This is a genomic window from Microcoleus sp. AT3-A2 (assembly GCF_036705685.1).
GTDB lineage: Bacteria > Cyanobacteriota > Cyanobacteriia > Cyanobacteriales > Microcoleaceae > Microcoleus.
In genome coordinates, this window is record NZ_JAUBVF010000012.1 from 22,032 (window position 1) to 42,516 (window position 20,485).

Here is a 20,485-nt window from a genome sequence, read left to right on the forward strand (position 1 = left end):
TGCGTTTAGAAGTGAAATAGTGAGTTGTAAGCTGTGAAACGTAATTTTTTCTATTGGCGTCTAATATTGTCAGTCTCGATTTTACCCGTACTGGCGATCGCCCCGTCTTTAGTCTGGAATCAACCCGCAAGAGCACAACAGGGGGAGAGGGCTGGGCTGATTCATGCTTCGAGAGCTCGCCAGGGAATGAATTCCCTGGCTGATAGCGAAAGTCGGTTAAAACCGACTGAAATATTGACAAATAGTTCTCTTGAGAGAACTTCAGCTATGAGACAGGGGTTGAAACCACTGTCGGACTATAAGTTTTTGGCTCAATCTGTACCGCCCTCTTCGATAATTAGACAAGGCCGCCAAGTGTCCCTAAACGGCAGCATTCTGCCCCTAGCTTGGACTCAGCAGCCGGCAAACAGCACTTCTGGGAATTTCCGAACTTGGATTGCTGACGTTGGATTGATGCAAGGTGCGGGAGTGGATTTGCTTAGCAGCGCCGACAGTATCAAACAACCGGTGCAGTGGTTTTCGGTCTCTTTAACCGGCGCTCAAAGCTTAGCAGCACGGGCAACAGGCCCGTATCGTTACTTAGATGTTACAGATTTTGCTAGACTTGCGGGCTGGGAGATATCTGCTGATGGGAATATTCTAAAAATTACTTCTCAAACTGCAAGTGTTACCGGAATTCGGCAAGCACAAATAGAAGCGGGCGATCGCATTGTTGTAGATCTCGATCGACCAACTCCCTGGCAAGTCAACTTTGTCGATAAACCAAGCCCGTCGCCGACACCCACACCTAACCCCCCGGACGACCCCACAAAGCCCGCTATCCCAATCCAAAGCCTCCGCACAGCGCCAAACCTCGAAACACCAGACGACCCGACCAAACCCGCCCTGCCGTTGCCAATAACGCCCGCAGCGCCGATCGCCGGTCAAGAATGGTCGATCGCGATCGATGCCAAAATCGCACCCGCCATAATTCAGCAGATTTTCTCAACCAGCAAACAATTGCTATCAGTAAAAGTCGAACCTGACGGCGCTCAAACTAAAGTCAAAGTGACGATTCCTTTAGGTTGGAGGCCGCAAGTTTTCAGCCTGGGAAATCCCAATCGATTAGTGATCGACATTCGACCAGATTCGTTAGTAGAAAAAAACATTGTTTGGGCTCCTGGTGTGCAGTGGCGGCAGCAGTATCAGAATTTAGGAACGGCTCGTTTTCCAGTAGTTTGGTTAGAAGTTAATCCGCGTCAAGCTGGTGTAAAAATTCGACCAATTCTCAGCAATCCGCCTGCCGAGCAAGGCACTGCACCTTTATTGCAAACAGCAGAAGTTTCTGGTGCAGGTGCGGCGATTAATGCAGGGTTTTTCAATCGGATAAATCGGTTAGCTTTAGGGGCAATTCGGCGCGACAATAAATGGCTTTCGGGGCCGATTTTGAACCGGGGGGCGATCGCCTGGAACGATGGTGGAGAATTTGCGATCGATCGTTTAACTTTGCAAGAAACTGTGATAACTCCGGCAAATCAACCTTTGCCCGTTTCTCATCTCAATAGTGCCTACGTACAACCGGGAATCGGTCGCTACAATTCTGATTGGGGAACAACTTATACTCCGTTGTCTGGCAATGAAATAGTTGTGACAGTTGCGGGCGAGCGAGTTGTCAGTCAATCCCCCGGAGGTGCGGTGGGAACAACAAGTTTTCCCATTCCAGCTAACGGTTATATTTTGGCTTTGCGTTCCGATTTTTCCCCTGCCTCTCAATTCACTACCGGTACATTATTGCGTCTAGAAAATAACACTTTTCCTGCTGATTTCAACCGTTTTCCGTACATTCTCGGCGGCGGGCCGGTGTTGGTACAAAACAGTCAAGTTGTGCTGGATGCTAAGGCGGAAGGGTTTAGCGATGCGTATGTTCGACAGACAGCAATTAGAAGTGCGATCGGGCGAACTGCTGCGGGGAATTTGCTGATTGTAGCCGTGCACAATCGTGCGGGCGGGGCGGGGCCAAATTTCGTAGAACTGGCGCAGATATTGCAGCAAATGGGTGCTGTGGATGCTTTAAATTTGGATGGGGGAAGTTCGACGAGTTTGTATTTGGGAGGGAGTTTGCTCGATCGACCTCCGTCAACTGCTGCGAGAGTTCATAATGCGATCGGTATTTTCATTCAACCATAAACCGTCACCTTAAATTGTAGGGTGCGTCAGCGTCCGTTATCTTCTCAAAAATTGAGAATTTCCGCACCGGGGCACCTTACAAACTCTTGTACCCTCCTTATTAAGGCAGGGCGGCTTCTTTGTATGTGATGATAACGGGATATTCCCCGCGAAATTTGCAGGATCAAGACCAGTTTTTGGCGGTTTTGCAAAATGATGGGGTTCCTGTGCCCGATCGCACTTCTGCTATTCCTCAACCGCTAGCCACAGTTATCGATCGCGCTTTAATTGACAATCCTGATATTTATTATAAAAGTGCAGCGGAATTTAAACAAGCCCTATTCAATAGTATATTGTAAATTATGGTTCGACTACCGATAGGTTTTCAGAAACGCGGTTTTTTCAATAAACCGCGTTTCTTGGTATTCTCAATCTGCCATCACACACAACACATACTCTCCTTGATTTACTGACTGATTGGTCGAAACATCAAAAATGAAAAGATCCGACTCAGCACAAACATCAACCAAACTGGGAAATTCCCCATTCTTATTAAAGCTGAGAATTTGATAAAGCCGATCGCCCTTTTTGACATAACTCCCCAATTGCACTCGATTTTGAATCATCCCGCCCGCCGGCGCGTAGTATTTGAACACCAAATTCTTGGGGGTGAAAATAACTTGATGATTCGCTGTTTCCGGGAGAGGAAATCCATCTATTTTCAATAAACCCTTACTTGCTAAGTAATTTTTGATGCCCCGCAAGCCATTCGCCACCGACTCGGGATTCATTTCCATCCCCGAACCTAATTCTAAAGTCCAAGCTTCCACATCAAATTTGAGTGTACTTCCCAACTCGGCCAAAATCTTCTCCAAAGCTAGCCAAGGCTTGAGAAACGCCTCGTCAAAAGCATCGCCGTCGTACTCGTTCATCAAGATTGCCCGATCGAGCAAAAAAGCTTTCGCACTCTCCTCGCGAGAATTAAAACAGTAAAGGTAATCTAAACTTTGATTCGTAGAACTGTGCAAATCCAGCACATAGTCAGCATCCAAACACAAAGATTGTAGCTGATATCGGTAAAGTTCGCTGTAAGGGCGGCAACTAGGAGCGTTAATTTTTGCCAACTCTTTCGCAAAACTCAAAGCAATCGCTTTTCTGTAATTAACTTTGACAGTATCAGCGTCGAGATGGAGGTGAGACTTAGCAAAACCCAGAATATCTTCCCCTTGTTTTTCAAAATCCCAGAAAATCCGGTTCCAATTTACCCCATCATAAAGATTGTAGCGACCAGGGGAAAAATGGTGCGATCGCTGACTGACACCCACAGGATTACAAACAGGAACTAGCAAAATTTCCCCGATTAACTGGCTGCTGTCCAAAGACATTAAAAACTCAATTAATTGGTAAATCACAGCATTACCGCTAATCTCAGCGCCGTGGAGGTTAGATTGGAGATAAGCTTTTTTGCCGGGAATCGCACCTTGGAACTGATAGACTTGCAGTGAAAGCCGATCGCCCGAAGCAAGCTGCACCACAGGAATAGTCGAAATAACTGGAATCATAGAGAAGGAAGAAGGAAGAGGGAAGAAGGAAGAAGGAAGAGGGAAGAGGGAAGAGGGAAGAAGGCAAAAATTTTTTCTGTCAACTGTCAACTGCCAACTGCCAACTGCCAACAGACTTATTCCTTCATAGCCGATTTGCTGACGAAGGTCTAAAATCAATACAGTCCTCTGCTGACTTGCTTTCAGCAAGATTTAAGCATACTTACCCTGCAACCTTATAATAATTCTTGTGCCAGACACTGCCCAGAACCGCCCAGAGCTGGATCTGAAGACCATATTTCCATTCGAGCTAGATAACTTTCAGAGAGAGGCGATCGCCGCCCTCGATGCAGGTAAATCCGTTGTTGTGTGCGCTCCCACAGGCTCTGGGAAAACGTTAATCGGCGAATACGCCATCCATCAAGCACTCTCCAGGAAGCGGCGCGTCTTCTACACAACTCCCCTCAAAGCTCTGTCTAACCAAAAGCTGCGCGACTTCCGCAGTCAATTTGGAGACGACAACGTAGGTTTGCTGACGGGCGACATCTCCGTCAATCGAGATGCGCCGATTTTGGTGATGACTACCGAAATATTTCGGAATATGCTCTACGGTACGCCGATCGGAGCAGTCGGTACTTCCCTCACCGGAGTCGAAACCGTGGTGCTCGACGAGTGTCACTACATGAACGATCGCCAGCGCGGTACCGTTTGGGAAGAATCGATCATCTACTGTTCGAGCGAAATTCAACTTCTCGCCCTCTCAGCAACCGTTGCCAATAGCGACCAACTCACAGACTGGATTAACAAAGTCCACGGGCCCACAGAGCTCGTCTACTCAGACTTTCGGCCAGTACCCCTGCAATTCCACTTCGCCAACCAAAAAGGGATATTTCCCCTGCTAGACGAGACCGGCAAAAGAGCGAATGTCCGGTTAGTCCCCAAAAAGAAGGGGCAAAAAGTAGAAAGAGGCAGCATCCCCACTCCGAGTTTGACCGATGTTTTGGCGCGGTTGGACGATCGAGATATGCTACCAGCAATTTACTTCATCTTCAGCCGTCGCGGGTGCGACCAAGCAGTCGCAGAAGTCGGCAATTTCTCCCTGGTTAACGAAGCCGAAACAGCCGAACTCAAACGCATCATTGACGATTTTTTACAGCGAAACCCAGAAGCAGAACGCTTCGGTCAAAAAGAAGCACTTTTAAAAGGCATCGCGGCCCACCACGCAGGCATTTTGCCCGCTTGGAAAGGTTTAGTAGAAGAACTCTTTGGCAGAGGTTTGATTAAAGTCGTATTTGCCACCGAAACCCTAGCAGCCGGGATTAATATGCCCGCTCGCACCACAGTTATTTCCACCCTGTCCAAGCGCACGGACAAGGGACACCGACTGCTAAACGCTTCAGAATTCCTGCAAATGGCCGGTCGGGCGGGTCGGCGGGGCATGGACAAGCTGGGGCACGTGGTCGCAGTTCAGACGCGCTTTGAAGGCGCAAAAGAAGCCTCGTATTTGGCAACAGCCAAAGCCGACCCCCTCGCGAGTCAGTTTACTCCGAGCTACGGCATGGTGCTGAATTTGCTGCAAACACACACTCTCGATGAAGCTCAAGAGTTGGTAGAGCGGAGTTTCGGTCAATACCTGTCTACCTTGTACTTGCAGCCGCAGCAAGAAGAATTAGACCGATTGCAAACAGAATTGGCGGTGCTGGAAAAGTCCCTGGCGGCAGGAGGAAATGTCTCCACCCTGGAAAAAGAGCTTGCCCATTACGAAAAATTGCAGGGAAGACTCAAAGAAGACAAACGTTTGCTGAAAACTTTATTGCAGCAAGCTGAAGAAGCCAGATTTAAGGAAATGTCCGTAGCTGTGGCTTTTGCAGTGCTCGGCACGGTTCTGAGTCTCAAAGGTAAGCACGTTCCGACAGCTAAACGATCGCACACAAATCCTGTACCCGCCGTACTGGTTGCCAAAATCGCAGGTTCCGGCCAAGCACCAAATTTGGTGTGCTTGGGCAAAGATAACCGTTGGTATGTCGTCGCCATTAGCGATGTCGCTAGCCTGCACGCCGAATTACCCCGCTTGAGCGTTGCAGATACCTTGAACCCGCCGTCGGAAATGCCCCTGAGACTGGGCCAGTGCCGCTTGGGAACTGAAGAAACTGCTTCAATTGCTGCATCGATTCCACAATTGCCGACACCGGAACCGAGCCCAGAGGCGATCGAGCAACAGCGGAAAATCGCAGCCGTAGAAGCTAAGCTAGAAACTCACCCGGTTTTAGAATGGGGCAATCCCGGTACTTTGCTCAAACGCCAGCGCCGCCGGGAAGAATTGAAAAAAGAAATCCGCAAAAGCGAAGAAGACTTAGAAAAGCAGAGAGCTCGCTACTGGGAGGAATTTCTCAACTTAATCGACATCCTGCTGAATTTCGGCTGCTTGGAAAGAGTAGTTTCGGCAAATGTAAAGCGAGATGACTCCTCCGGCAGGTTGGTACCCACAATCTTGGGCCAAGCTTGCGCCGCCATTCGCGGCGATAACGAACTGTGGCTGGGTTTGTCCCTGATGTCTGCCGAGTTTGACGAACTCGACCCCCACCACCTCGCTGCTGCTTGCGCGGCCTTAGTTACAGAAGTTTCTCGGCCCGACAGTTGGACTCACTACTCGCTGTCGCCAGAAGTTTTGGCACCTTTGGACAATCTGCAAAAAGGCTTGCGCCGCCGATTGTTTCAAGTGCAGCGCAAGCACGATTCTGCAATCCCGATTTGGCTGGAACGGGATTTAGTGACTTTAGTCGAGCAGTGGGCTCTAGGCGTTGAATGGCTGGAACTGATTAGCCATACGAGTTTGGATGAAGGGGATGTGGTGCGGATTTTGCGCCGGACTTTGGATTTCTTGTCTCAGATTCCTCATGTTCCTCATGTTTCCGATTCTTTGCGGAGGAATGCTTGTCGGGCGATGCAGTTAATCGATAGATTCCCGGTGAATGAAGCTGCAACTTAGAAAAGTGTTGACTGTTGACTGTTGACTGTTGACTGTTGGCTGTTGACAGTTGGCTGTAAGCTGTGTGGCATCTAAATTGTATTTGGGGTTTTTCAACCCAAATGCACCCAGGTTTTAATCTAAAATCGTTTCCGGTTGCATCGGTATTGTTCAAATGCCCAAACAGTCAACAGTCAACAGTCATGAGGAATAGATCCAGATTTAAATCCAAAATCTAAAATCCAAAATCTAAAATCCAAAATCCAAAATCTAAAATCCAAAATCTAAAATCGATCGATCGCACTTTTTCCTGATTCAGGTTGCAGGGCAGGATAGACAATTGTATGGTGCGGATCGATCGCTCTTAATTGTTATTAAATTTTTCTTTAGCGGTGTGGTGAGTAATTCTCATATTTATGCAACAAATCAATAAGCCTGATCAACTGCCGGATGCCTGCTCCCAGGCTAAAAAATTGCGCTTTTTCACTTTCTTGCAAAGAGTCTTAATTGGAACTATAGCGAGTACATTACTCAATCTCTTCATCCTATTTCCCTCTCCGAGTTTCGCAGAAGTAGTTCTGGGCGTTGTTCGCAGTTCCGAGAATTCTCCCGACTGGGTAAAGATTACCACGCGCCTCTGGGAAAGCGGCATTGCTTACAAACCAATCAATCTCGAAGAAATCAAAAGTACGGCGGATTTAACAGGCGTTAACGTGCTGTTTTTGCCCAACATTGAAACTTTGACTCCGGCACAAATTAAAGTTTTAGAAGCTTGGGCCTCCCAGGGTGGCCGCTTGATTGCTTCGGGCCCCGTCGGCCGCAGTTCCCCGGCTTTGGTGCGCCAATCTTTGCGATCACTCCTTGGGGCCTATTGGGCTTTTCCGTTAACCCAACTGGCAACCCCGCAACCGCGCAGCCGCTGTCGGGATCTGGCTTGCACTACTTCTAGCAGTTGGATGCCCCCAGAACAAAAAAATGCCTCAGTCCAAGGCGGTGTCTTGATTCCGGCTGATGCGAACAGTCAAACTATTGCTACTTGGAAAGATAGTTCCGGTTCCTCCGCAGCCATCGCCACCGATCGCGCTACCTATCTCGGCTGGCGCTGGGGTAGCGACGGTTCGGCAAATTTAGATAAGGCTTGGCTGCAAGCCTCGATCGCCCGCTGGGGAGGCACAATTGCTTCTGGGCCTGTAGCGCCGCCCACTGCTGCCGCGACCCCGCTACCAAATCCCCCCTCCAGAGTCACTAGAAACACCCCTAGTTCACCGCGCAGTACCCCACTGAGCCGAGTTTCTCCATCGGGATCGCTTCCCGATTCAGTTCCTGCAACTTTTACGGACCCTTCGGATCAGTCGGCGCCACCGGGTTTGGACGTGCAGCCAAATTCCAATAAGCCGATCGTCAGCATTGAAGCGTACTTGATGCGCCAAGAACTCACTAACCTCCTCGGCAGGTTTGAAAGCGCCCTAACAGCATCTAATTCAGCCAATACCGCCATCAATCTCAATGTTGCTAGCTCCCCTCAACTGGTGGCGGCAGAACAGGGCGGAGGCGGCCCGGCAGCCAGCCGCCCCCCTGTTCTGCAAGCGATCAGGGGACGGGCGATCGCCCAAGCGCGACAGGTTTTGCAAACTTTCGACCAACTCCTGCAAGAACAAAACTACGCCGAGGCGAGATCGCAGTGGGTGGAAGCGCGACAGTTGCTGTGGCAAAATTACCCGAAGGAAGGACAGCGGGTTGGGGCGGAAATTCGGGCGGTTTGGCTCGATCGCGGGACGATCGTCGCAGCGCGTTCAGAACAGGGTTTGGCCGCAGTGTTCGATCGACTCGCCGCCGCCGGTATCAATACTGTTTTCTTTGAAACATTGAATGCCGGATATACGATTTATCCCAGTCAAGTTGCACCGCAACAAAATCCCCTGACTGTTGGCTGGGACCCGCTAGCATCTGCGGTTAAATTAGCCCACGAGCGAGGCATAGAACTGCACGCTTGGGTCTGGGTTTTTGCCACAGGAAATAAGCGCCACAATACTTTAATTGGCCAGCCTAGTTCTTATCCCGGCCCAGTGCTTTCCGCTCATCCACAGTGGGCAAATATTGACAATAAAGGACGCACGCAAAATCCTAACGATGGTAAATTTTATCTAGATCCAGCGAACCCGGAAGCGCGGAATTATTTGCTGCGAATCGTCAGCGAAATTGCCAATAACTACAAAGTAGATGGGGTACAGTTAGACTATATTCGCTATCCTTTTCAAGATGATAATGCGAATTTTACTTACGGTTACGGTATTGCGGGGAGGCAGCAATTTAAGCAGTTGACTGGTGCAGACCCGGTGAATATTTCCCCTAGGAACGGCAGTTTGTGGCGGCAGTGGGTTGAGTTTAAAACTAATCAAATTAATAGTTTTGTAGCTGAAGTTTCTCAGCTTTTGCGACAGAATTATCCGCGCACAATTCTGTCGGTGGCAGTGTTTCCGCACCCGGAAAGTCAGCGGATTTACAAAATCCAGCAAAATTGGGAAGTTTGGGCTCGTCAAGGCATTGTAGATTTGATTGTGCCGATGACTTATGCTTTGGATACGAACCGACTTCAGCGCATCACCGAACCGCTGGTAAATGAACAAATTCTGGGTTCGGCTTTGATTTCTCCGGCGGTTAAGTTGTTGACTCTCCCGGAAGTTGTGGCGATCGACCAAATTCAAGCTTTGCGCGATTTGCCGACAGGGGGCTATGCTATTTTTGCCGTGGAAAGTATCAGCAGCGGGATGCAGGGGTTTTTTAACCGCACTCAAGGCTCGCCAGTGCGTTCCACTTCTGCTGCGGAGCCGATTCCTTACCGACAGCCGTTTGCGGCGGCGGCTTCGCGGTATACTGCTCTCAAGCAGGAATGGAGTTTTTTGTTGGCTAACAATCAGTTGCGGATGTCGGAATCTGAACTGAAAGTTTTGCAAAGTCGATCGGATGAATTGGCGCAAGCTTTGAGCAAGTTGGCGGCAAATCCTTCTAGAGAAAGTTTAGCAACTGCTAAAAGATTGTTGGGGAGTTTTCAATCTCAATTTCAATCTTCGATGCGCTTGCATTCTGCCGAAAATAGCTATCAGGTGCAAACTTGGCAAAATCGTTTGGAGAGTTTGGATATGCTTTTACGTTACGGCGAAAGGATGGAGTTGAATCGCAGGTAAATACAGATTTTTTGGGTGTGTGCTTGTTAGCTACTGTTTGTTCAAACTGAGATGTTGCACCATTCTCAATAACCCTTCCCTGGGCGGGCAGGATGCCCACGCCACAATAAAATGTACTTGTTGTGGAACAGGGATCTTGCCTGTTCCACAATAAAATTCATCTCTTGTGGAACAGGCCGAAAAGCCTGTTCCTAAATAAGTAATTGAGAATGGTGCAATAGATCAGATGATTTCGACTTAGGTCGATCGCGCCCAATGATCTGTATCAATAGTTACGAAAAAACTCTGAGTAGAAATACGCTATTTTGATATGAATTGATCGACGGTACTGTCGTCAGTAAACTACAGCATAAGGAGAAAAGGAAGGGAAAAGGGAACATAATTTACACTTAAAACTCCCAACAATTACCAATGCCCAATTCCCAATGCCCAATTCCTCTGAGGATGAATATGTTTCCTAAACCACTCAATCGTTTGGCTACAAAAATTATCGGCAAAGCTCCATTACAAACGGTGCTAGTGGTTCCTTTTTTAGTGCAAATTGTCGGCATCGTAGGAGTTGTAGGTTGGCTGTCGTTCCAAAACGGTCAGCGGGCGGTCAACGATGTTGCCGCTCAGTTGCGGGGAGAAATTAGCGATCGCATCAAAGACCGCATGGAAAATTATATGTCAATTCCCCACATTGTCAATCACCTGAACGTTCAAGGCATAAAATTGGGGCAGTTGAACCTAGAAGACAACCAAAAACTAGAACATCATTTCCTCGAACAAATTCAATATTTTGATTCTATCAGCATCATTTACACAGGGAAAGAAAATGGAGAACATTCGGGAGCAATCCGCACTAAAGATAGGATTTTGATATCGGCTGCTGACAGCTCTACTGGCAATAAATTAGCTCGCTATACTGCTGACTCTCAGGGAAACCGCCTTCAATTAGTGCAAATATCACCCAATATTTACGACCCGCAAACTCGCCCTTGGTACATAGCTGCCGCTGCGGCTAAAAAACCAATTTGGACTCCAATCTATACAGATTTTTTGACGAGGGAACTGGCAATTACTGCTGCTTTGCCTATCTACGACGATGCTGGCAAATTGTTAGGAGTAGCTGGCAGCGATTTGCTGTTTTCCCGCATCAAAGAATTTCTGGTTAGCCTCAAAATTGGCAAATCAGGACAAACTTTTGTCATGGAGCGATCGGGGATGTTAATTGCCACTTCAACGGCGAGTCCAGAATTCCTGGTGGAAGGTAAAGAAACAAGGCGCATTAAAGCTTCACAAAGCGAGAATCCGGTAATTCGCCAAACTGCACAGCATCTAGATAAATCCTACGATAGCTTAGCTAAAATCACTAATTCTCAACAACTTACTTTTGATGTTGATGGCAAGCGAAATTTTGTTCAGGTAGCTCCTTTTAAAGACGATCGAGGGTTGGATTGGCTGATTGTAGTAGTTGTACCCGAGTCTGACTTTATGGAGCAAATTAACCTCAACACGCGCACGACTTTTTTACTGTCGATTGCAGCCTTGATGGGGGCGACAATTCTGGGGATTCTTACTGCTAAATGGGTAGTTCAGCCTATTTTAAAATTGAATGCTGCGGCTAAAGCTTTGGCGCGGAATGAATGGGATACAAAGCTCACTCTGAATCGCGAAGATGAACTCGGAGAACTTGCCACTGCTTTTAACAGCATGGCCGAGCAATTGCAGCATTCATTTACTTCTCTCTCGGAAAGTGAAAACAGAGTAAAACAATTTTTCAATGCAGTACCACTAGGGATTTTTATTGCAGAAACCAACGGTCAACCTTACTACATTAACCCTACCGGAGAGCAACTTTTATCTCAAGGAATTGTACCAGCCGATTCCGAAAGTTTACGTCAATCCTACCGAGTTTATTTAGCGGGCACTCAGGAAATTTACCCGGCGGATCGCGACCCAATTTTAAATGCTTTGCAGGGTAAAAGTGTAACTGTTGATGACATTGAAATCTCCTCGACTGACAAAACTGTTCCCTTACAAGTTTGGGGAACTCCTATTTATGACGCTCAAAAAAATATTATCTATGGGATGTGCGCTTTTCAAGATATTACAGAACGCAAACTAGCCGAGAAAGTATTAAAGGAATACAACGACAATTTAGCAGCGCAAGTTGCAGAACGTACCGCCGATCTTGCTAAGGTACAAGAAAAGTTTTCTAAAGCTTTCCGTTTAAGCCCTAATGCGATTACCCTGACTAGAATTAGCGATGGCCGCCACATAGAAGCCAATGAGAGCTTTTGTCGGATGATGGGGTACAGTCACGAAGAAATTATTGGAAAAACAGCAGTAGAACTCAATTTTTGGGCTAGTTTGGGAGAGCGCGATCGCATGATTAAAATGTTAAAAAATAAGACGGCTCTTCACAATTATGAGCTGAGGTTTCGCAATAAAAAGGGTACAGAAAGAACGGCACTGCTGTCGATAGAAACCATCGATATTGACGGAGAAGCTTGTTTTTTGTCGATTTCTAGCGATATTACTGAGCGGCAAAAAGCAGAAACTGCCCTCCGGGAAGCAGAAGAAAAGTACCGCAACATTTATGAAAATGCTTTGAATGGAATTTTTCAAACTGCTATTGACGGGAAATACATCAGCGCTAACCCCGCTTTAGCTAACATCTACGGTTACGACTCGCCTGCAGAATTAATGGCAGCACAGCCGAATTTCAATAATCAGCTTTACGTGAAATCCAACCGCCACGACGAATTTGCAGCGCTGATGAACGAGTGCGGGATACTATCAAACTTTGAATCGGAAATTTACCGCAAAGATGGCAGCATAATCTGGATTTCGGAAAATTGTCGCGCTGTCTGCGATGAAGCAGGAAATCTACTTTACTACGAAGGTTTTATTAAAGATATTACTGATAACAAACAAGCGGAAATCAAAATGCAGCAGGCGAAAGAAGCCGCCGAAGCAGCAAACAAAGCTAAGAGTACCTTTCTCGCCAATATGAGCCACGAATTGCGATCGCCCCTGAACGCGGTCATCGGTTTTGCTCAAGTCATGATTCGCAGTAAAACGTTGTCTCAGGAAAATCAAGAAGATGTCGGAATTATCCTGCGGAGTGGCGAACATTTACTGGCTTTAATTAACCAAGTTTTAGACTTGTCAAAAATCGAAGCCGGACGCACGACTATTAATTCAAAAAGCTTCGATTTGTACCAACTAATCGACGATTTAGAAGATATGTTTGCTCTCAAAGCTGAGCAGAAAGATTTGCAATTAATCTTCGACAGAGACGCAGAAGTTCCCCATTACATTTGTACTGATGAAGTTAAATTGCGACAAGTTTTAATTAATTTGCTCAATAATGCAATTAAATTTACTTCAGAAGGGGGAGTGTCGGTGCAAGTCAAAGGAGGAAGGCGGAATATACATAAAAACAGCACTGACCAATTGCCCGGCCGCTACTGGCTGCATTTTGAAGTTCAAGATACTGGTGCAGGCATTGCTGCTGAGGAACTCCATCAGTTATTTGAAGCATTCGTGCAGACGAAGACAGGTAAAGATTCTCAGGAAGGAACTGGTTTAGGTTTAGCTATTAGTCGCCAGTTTGTGCAATTAATGGGAGGTGAAATTACTGTTAGCAGCGAGATCGGAAAGGGGGCAGTATTTCAGTTTGACATCCAAGTTCATCTGGTTGAAGCTAGTGATATTGAAAGCAAAAAAAGTCAACGCCGAGTTGTTGCCCTCGAACCGAATCAGCCGAGTTATCGCTTGCTAATTGTGGACGACAAACCTTTGAACCGCCAACTGTTAGTAAAACTTCTCAGCCCACTCGGATTTGAGTTGAGAGAAGCGAATAACGGTAAAGAAGCGGTTGATATTTTTATGGAGTGGGAACCGCATTTGATTTGGATGGACATGAGAATGCCTGTCATGGACGGCTATGAGGCAACGAAACAGATTAAAACTACAACTGGCGGGCAAGCAACGGCGATTGTGGCCCTAACTGCTAGCGTTTTGGAGGAAGAACGGGCGGTGATTCTTTCGGCGGGTTGTGATGATTTTATGCGGAAACCGTTTCGAGAGGAGGATATCTTTGTGGCAATGGGAAAACATTTAGGAGTACGCTATATTTATGAAGATCCAACTGCAGTAAGTGCCGCAGGTTTAGAGGAGTCAAGTCAGGAGGTGCTGACACCGGAGGCTTTCGCCTCTCTTTCTCCAGACTGGATGGCCCAATTCAAGCAAAGTATTTTGAGTGTAGACATGGAGGCGATCGCAACTTCGATTGCACAAATCTACACTGTCAATCCCTCTCTTGCGGGCAAGCTTCAAGATTGTATTAATAATTTTGAATATGACAGAATTTTGAACATAATCGAACTCAGCGAGAAACAGTAAATACCCGATGACTTCAACTTCACCTAAAACCAATCGAGCTAATATTTTAGTAGTAGACGATACGCCAGAAAACCTGCGGCTGCTGGTCGGAATTTTGAGCGAAAAAGGCTATCAAGTTCGCCCCGTACCCAATGGCAAGCTAGCATTGTCTGCAGCTCAAAAAATACCCCCGGATCTAGTGCTGCTGGATATTATGATGCCGGAAATGGACGGCTATCAAGTTTGCCAGCAACTCAAAGCTTCTGAATTTACCAAAGACATTCCTGTTATTTTTATTAGTGCGATCAATGACGTGCTGGATAAAGTTAAAGCTTTTGCAGTGGGCGGAGTTGACTTTATTACTAAACCGTTTCAGGTTGAAGAAGTTTTGGCCCGGATAGAAACTCATTTGAAAATTTGTTCACTGCAACAAACTTTGCAAGAAAAAAATCAAGATTTAGCAACGGCGCTCTACCAACTGCAAACCACTCAAGAGCATTTGATTCAATCTGAAAAAATGGCAGCTCTGGGACAACTGATCGCCGGTATTGCTCACGAAATCAATACCCCACTGGGCATTATAGGTTCTTCTATTAATAATATAGCTAATTTTTCCAACGAGTTTTTAGAAAAGTTTCCTGAAATTTATCAACAACTTTCTGAGGAAAGCAAAGCTTATTTTTTAGCTTTATTGTACAGAGCCACCCATCAAAAAGTTTTATTCACAAGCAGAGAGAAACGCAAGTTTAAGCACCAGTTGACGGCGGATTTGATGGCACAATCTGTTGAAAAGTCTGAGGAAATTGCGGATACTTTAGTTGACATGGAAATTTACGAACAAATAGAAGAGCTATGGCCGCTTTTTAAATCGCCAGATTGGGAAGTAGTTTTAAATAGTGCTTACCAGTTTGCGAGCTTTAAAAAAAGTATTAGCCTGATCCAACGAGCAACAGCGAAGTCTGGGAAAGTAGTATTTGCCTTAAAAACCTACGCTCATTTTGATAGCCAACCAGAAAAAGTTCAGGCGAACTTACACGATGGCATTGAAACGGTGTTAACTCTTTATCAAAATCAACTGAAACACGGTATAGAAATAGTAAAAAATTATGGAGATTTACCCCAAATTATGTGCTATCCCGATGACTTAAATCAAGTTTGGACGAATCTCCTTCATAATGCCCTGCAAGCAATGGATTATAAAGGTAGTTTGACGATTGAAACTCGGCAGCAAGAGGCAAAGATTTTTCTCAAGTTTACTGATAACGGTAAAGGTATTCCCTCAGAAATTATTCCTAAAATTTTTCAGCCCTTTTTTACGACTAAATCTGCGGGCGAAGGTAGCGGTTTGGGATTGGATATTGTGAGAAAAATTGTGGAAAAGCACGAAGGCACAATTGCTGTAGATTCTGTACCGGGGCAGACAACTTTTACCGTCTCGCTGCCAATTTATTAAACACAACTTACCTGCAGGGGGCTGATTCCCGGTGACACTCGTCGCTGTCTCTCTGACAAATACAAGATTTATTACAAGAAACTGGGTTTATCTTCGGAAGTCCTATTAAAATAAGATAGGAACAGATATCCTGCATCCTTGCCCGAAATCAATAACGTAAAAGCAACTCATGTCGGTAAACCTACTAAAATTTAAGCAGAGAGGAAAAGATGAATAAGCCTGTAATTCTTTGCGTTGATGATGAGCCTGATATCTTGAATACTCTCAAGATTCAGCTCAAAAAGGAATTTAAAAATGATTACTTTTATGAATTAGCTGAAAGTGGTGAGGAAGCTTTAGATTTATTGGAGGACTTTCAAGAAAAAGCTCAGGTGATTGTGGTTGTTTCTGATTGGCTGATGCCGGGAATTAAAGGTGACGAACTTTTAATTAAAGTTCACCAAAAATATCCTAAAATTATTAAAGTGATGTTGACTGGACAAGCCGATGCAGCGGCTGTTCAGCGGGCAGTAGAAGAAGCAGATTTATACTGTTGCTTGTACAAACCCTGGCAAAGCAAAGACTTAATAGAGACTATAAAATCTGGGCTGGCTAAGTTATGAAAAAACCTGTGATTGTTTGTATTGATGATGAACCTGACGTTTTGAATAGTTTAAAGATTGAACTGAAAAAGGCAATCGGCGATCGGTGTATAATTGAAACCGCTGAAGGGGGGGCTGATGCTTTAGATTTGCTGGCCGATTTGCAGGCAGATGAATATGAGATTGCTTTGGTGCTTTCCGATTATATCATGCCGGATATTAAAGGGGATGAACTGCTCAGAAGAATTCACGAAAGCTCGCCGGAGACGCTGACCATTATGCTAACGGGGCAAGCCGATTTGGAAGCCCTGAGTAATGCTATCAAGTATGCTAAATTGTACCGTTATATTCCTAAACCTTGGCAAAATGAAGATTTAAAATTAACGGTAGTAGAAGCAGTTCACAGTTATTTGCAAGATCAAAAGTTAACTGATGAAATTCAGAAGCGCCAAGAAGTAAACGAGGAGTTAAAGCTAGTAAATGAGGCGCTGTCTGCGAGTGAAAGCCGCCTGAGTCAATTTTTAGAAGCTTTGCCAGTGGGGGTATCTGTTTATCATCCCGATGGCTCGATCGCCTATTTCAACCAGGCAGCGCGGGATTTGCTGGGTGCAGACACGATCCCGGAAAGCACTGCGGAACAATTAGCTGCCACTTATCAACTTTATGTTGCCAATACTGATGAGTTGTACCCGCCGGATAATCTGCCAATTTTGCGGGCACTGAAAGGAGAATCTGTTAAGGTTGACGATGTAGAAATCCGTCAAGATGGCAAAAAAATTGCGATCGAGATCAATACCACGCCGATTTTTGACGCTAGCGGAAATATTGTTTATGCGATCGCAGCTTTTCAAGATATTAGCGATCGCAAACAAGCCGAAAAAATACTAGCAGAATACCACCACACCTTAGAAGCCCAAATTGACGAACGCACAGAACAACTGCAACAAGCCGCCTTAGCTGCTGAAGCAGCAAACAAAGCTAAAAGCACGTTTATTGCCAATATGAGCCACGAGTTACGCACCCCTCTCAATTCTATACTCGGCTTTGCACAAATCATGGAACCCAGCCCGGATCTGACGGTCGAAAACCGAGAAAATATGAGAATTATTCGCCGTAGTGGCGAACACTTGCTGGCGTTGATCAATGAAGTCTTAGACTTGTCAAAAATCGAAGCGGGGCGGATGACACTCAACCCAAAAAACTTCGATCTCTACCGCTTGCTTGACGATTTGCAAGATATGTTTCAACTGCGAGTACATAATCAAGAATTGCAGTTGCATTTCCAGCGCGATGCTGACGTTCCTCAGTACGTGCGAACCGATGATATTAAACTGCGGCAAGTGCTGATTAATCTTCTGAGTAATGCGATTAAGTTTACCCAAACAGGCGAAATTATCTTAAGAGCTATAAAGTTAGAAAAATCGGGATTTTTGGATTTATTGGATAGTCCGAAAGCTTGCTTTGATACCACAAGAAGTATTCGGGATTTTTCGAGAACTAGCAGTGATTTTGCCAAGGTTGAATGCAGCCATGATGTTGAGGATTTAACTGTGCCGGGTTTGTTCCTTGTATTTGAAATTGAAGATACAGGAGTTGGCATTGCTCCCGAAGAATTGGGCAATATTTTTAAGGCGTTTGTCCAAACAGCTTCCGGTCAAAAACATCAGAAAGGCACGGGTTTAGGATTGAAGATCAGCCGTCAATTTGTCCGCCTGATGGGAGGAGAAATTGTCGTAGAAAGTCAACTGGAACTCGGTACCACTTTTAAATTTGAAATTCCAGTCGGTGCGGTTTATCCTGCTGAGCTTCCAGATCCGGAAATTAACCGCGAAGTTAGTGGGTTGGAACCCAATCAACCGTGCTATCGGATTTTAATTGTGGACGATCGCGAAGACAACCGCCAACTTTTAGTCAAAATGCTTTCTCCTTTGGGTTTCGGGGTGGAACAAGCCACCAACGGCCAGGAAGCAATAGAAATGTGGGAAAACTGGCATCCGCACTTAATTTTGATGGATGTGCGAATGCCAGTAATGGACGGCTACGAAGCTACTAAACAAATTAAGGCTAGAATCAAGCAGAGAGAGCAAGAGCAGCAAGGAAAGGGGGAAATGAATATGTCCCATCCCGACTCCCCGATTCCAAAGATTATTGCTTTGACAGCTAGTACAATTGAAGGGAGGCAAGCGTTTGCTTTATTGGTCGGCTGCGACGATTTTATTAGCAAACCTTTCCGCAAAACAGATATATTTGATACCATCACCAAACATTTGGGCGTGAAGTATCTCTACTCTAACTCAACGGACGTTATCTCAATAGGCGATCGAAATAATTTATCTGGCTCCCTCCCTAATGCTGCCCTAGCTTATTTATCTACACTTCCCGCAGAATGGATAGACAACATGAAGCAGGTAATCCGCAGTGCTGATTTTGACTTAATTGTCAGGACAATCGACGAAATAAGGGAGCCTCATCCTGAATTGGCGGAAATCCTCCAGGGTCATCTCGATAATTTTGATTACCAGAAAATTCTCAATGTAATTGCCGAGGCAGAGGAATCAGATAATGCAGATGAAGGCGGAACAAACTGAAAACTATCAAGCAGATATTTTAGTAGTTGACGATACGCCAGACAATCTGCGTTTGTTGATTAGAATTTTGCAAAAGAATGGCTATAAAGTTCGACCAGTTACTAATGGTTTTTCCGCGTTAGAGGCAATTCAATCTAGCGCACCAGATTTGATTTTACTCGATATTATGATGCCGGATATTGACGGGTACGAACTATGTAAAAGATTAAAAGCACAGTCACAATTTAGGGAAATTCCCATCATTTTTCTTAGTGCGCTAGAAGAAGGAATAAATAAAGCCAAAGCTTTTGAAGTGGGCGGAGCGGATTATATAACCAAACCTTTTCAGGTAAAAGAAGTATTGGCGCGAGTGAGCAATCAACTTACTGTGCGTTCATTGCAAATGCAATTGCAAGAGAAAAATCAAAAATTGACCGTTCAAAATCTCCAGTTGCACCAGGAGATAGCTGAACGCCATCAGGTGGAAATGGAAACCAGATTGCTGCTGCAGGCAACTCAAGCTATTAGCAAATCTGAGGATTTTGAGTCGGCTATAGATGTGATTTTAGGTTTAATTTGCAAAACTATTGAATGGAATCTGGGCGAAGCTTGGATTCCTTGCAGTGAGGGCTTTTTAAAATGCGCTACCGGCAGGTACGTCAGTGACTCTAGTTTTGCCCAATTCCGACAAACAAGTTGGCAGTTGATTTTTGCTCCCGGTGTCGGACTCCCAGGTAGGATTTGGCAGTCGCAGCAGTCTGAATGGATCGATGATGTTTCTACTGCACCGGAACAAGTTTTCTTACGAGCGGAAATTGCGGTAAGTGTGGGCTTAAAAGCTGCTTTTGGAGTGCCAATTTTGGCGGATAATCAAGTGTTAGCTATTTTGATTTTTTATCGCGAAAAAGTTCTGAAATGTCAGCCTCGCTTGTTGGAATTAGTGAGCGCAGTTGCTACGCAGCTAGGTTCGTTGATTCAGCGGAAACAAGCTGAAGCAGCGCTGAAAGTGCAGCAAGGACAAACTGAGAAATTGCTGCTGAATATTTTACCGAAACCTATTGCGGATCGCTTGCAAAAAGAGCAAAAGTTGATAGCGGATCATTTTGATGAGGTGAGCGTCTTGTTTGCTGATTTGGTGGGTTTTACAGAGTTTTCGGCTCACAAAAGTCCGACGCAGTTGGTAGAAATTTTGAACGGAATTTTCTCGGAGTTCGATAGGTTGTCTGAATTGCACGGGTTGGAAAAGATTAAGACGATTGGGGATGCTTACATGGTGGTTGGGGGTTTGCCGACAGCGCGGGAAGATCACTCCTCGGCGATCGCACTTTTAGCTTTGGAGATGCAGGCAGCTTTGAGGAGGTTTAATGCCAAAATGGGAGAAAATTTTCAATTGCGACTCGGAATTCACAGCGGTTCGGTAGTGGCTGGAATTATTGGGATTAGTAAATTTAGCTATGATTTGTGGGGGGATACTGTTAATGTTGCTTCACGCATGGAGTCTAACGGATTGCCTGGTAAAATTCAAGTAACGGCGGCGACTTACGAGCTTTTGAAAGAGCAGTTTGTTTTGGAAGAACGGGGTCATATCCCGATTAAAGGTAAAGGAAAAATGCTGACTTACTGGTTAATTGAAGAACAAAAGAAATCTTTTTAATATTTTTATGTAAATTT

Annotated in this window: 10 protein-coding genes; 9 read left to right on the top strand and 1 reads right to left on the bottom strand. The window is 45.5% G+C overall.

What is annotated here, in order from left to right; translation table 11 throughout:
- Nucleotides 1-66 precede the first annotated feature (66 nt).
- Together QUB37_RS09765 and QUB37_RS09770 are read left to right on the top strand one after the other, a co-directional pair.
- Nucleotides 67-2,166 (top strand): phosphodiester glycosidase family protein, encoded by a 2,100-nt coding sequence (locus tag QUB37_RS09765; RefSeq protein ID WP_333161358.1) that lies wholly within the window; start codon nt 67-69, stop codon nt 2,164-2,166.
- A gap of 155 nt (nt 2,167-2,321) precedes the next feature.
- A complete protein-coding gene (locus QUB37_RS09770; RefSeq protein ID WP_333161360.1) occupies nt 2,322-2,504 on the top strand; it encodes a hypothetical protein in 183 nt (60 codons plus the stop codon).
- A 69-nt stretch (nt 2,505-2,573) separates the two neighbouring features.
- Here the strand turns inward: QUB37_RS09770 and QUB37_RS09775 are convergent, their stop codons facing one another.
- Nucleotides 2,574-3,707, bottom strand: coding sequence for a succinylglutamate desuccinylase/aspartoacylase family protein (locus tag QUB37_RS09775; protein WP_333161536.1), 1,134 nt, complete (start codon nt 3,705-3,707; stop codon nt 2,574-2,576).
- Nucleotides 3,708-3,936: 229 nt separating this feature from the next.
- On the opposite strand from QUB37_RS09775, the gene QUB37_RS09780 reads away from it, so the two are divergent.
- From QUB37_RS09780 to QUB37_RS09810, 7 genes are all read left to right on the top strand, one after another.
- Nucleotides 3,937-6,675, top strand: coding sequence for a DEAD/DEAH box helicase (locus QUB37_RS09780; RefSeq protein WP_333161363.1), 2,739 nt, complete (start codon nt 3,937-3,939; stop codon nt 6,673-6,675).
- Nucleotides 6,676-7,070: 395 nt separating this feature from the next.
- Nucleotides 7,071-9,839 carry a family 10 glycosylhydrolase gene (locus tag QUB37_RS09785; protein ID WP_333161365.1) on the top strand — a complete coding sequence of 923 codons (2,769 nt, stop codon included), beginning with the start codon at nt 7,071-7,073 and terminating at the stop codon, nt 9,837-9,839.
- Between the two features lie 450 nt (nt 9,840-10,289).
- On the top strand, nt 10,290-14,234 hold the full coding sequence (locus tag QUB37_RS09790; protein ID WP_333161367.1) for a PAS domain S-box protein: 3,945 nt from the start codon (nt 10,290-10,292) through the stop codon (nt 14,232-14,234).
- 7 nt (nt 14,235-14,241) lie between these two features.
- Nucleotides 14,242-15,666 carry a response regulator gene (locus QUB37_RS09795; RefSeq protein WP_333161369.1) on the top strand — a complete coding sequence of 475 codons (1,425 nt, stop codon included), beginning with the start codon at nt 14,242-14,244 and terminating at the stop codon, nt 15,664-15,666.
- 209 nt (nt 15,667-15,875) lie between these two features.
- Nucleotides 15,876-16,268 (top strand): response regulator, encoded by a 393-nt coding sequence (locus QUB37_RS09800; protein WP_333161371.1) that lies wholly within the window; start codon nt 15,876-15,878, stop codon nt 16,266-16,268.
- Nucleotides 16,265-18,835: a response regulator gene (locus tag QUB37_RS09805; RefSeq protein ID WP_333161373.1), complete on the top strand. Its 2,571-nt coding sequence runs from the start codon at nt 16,265-16,267 to the stop codon at nt 18,833-18,835. Before QUB37_RS09800 ends, QUB37_RS09805 begins: the two co-directional genes overlap by 4 nt.
- Nucleotides 18,810-20,468 (top strand): adenylate/guanylate cyclase domain-containing protein, encoded by a 1,659-nt coding sequence (locus tag QUB37_RS09810; protein ID WP_333161375.1) that lies wholly within the window; start codon nt 18,810-18,812, stop codon nt 20,466-20,468. The genes QUB37_RS09805 and QUB37_RS09810 overlap by 26 nt, the downstream gene beginning before the upstream one ends.
- Nucleotides 20,469-20,485: the final 17 nt, after the last annotated feature.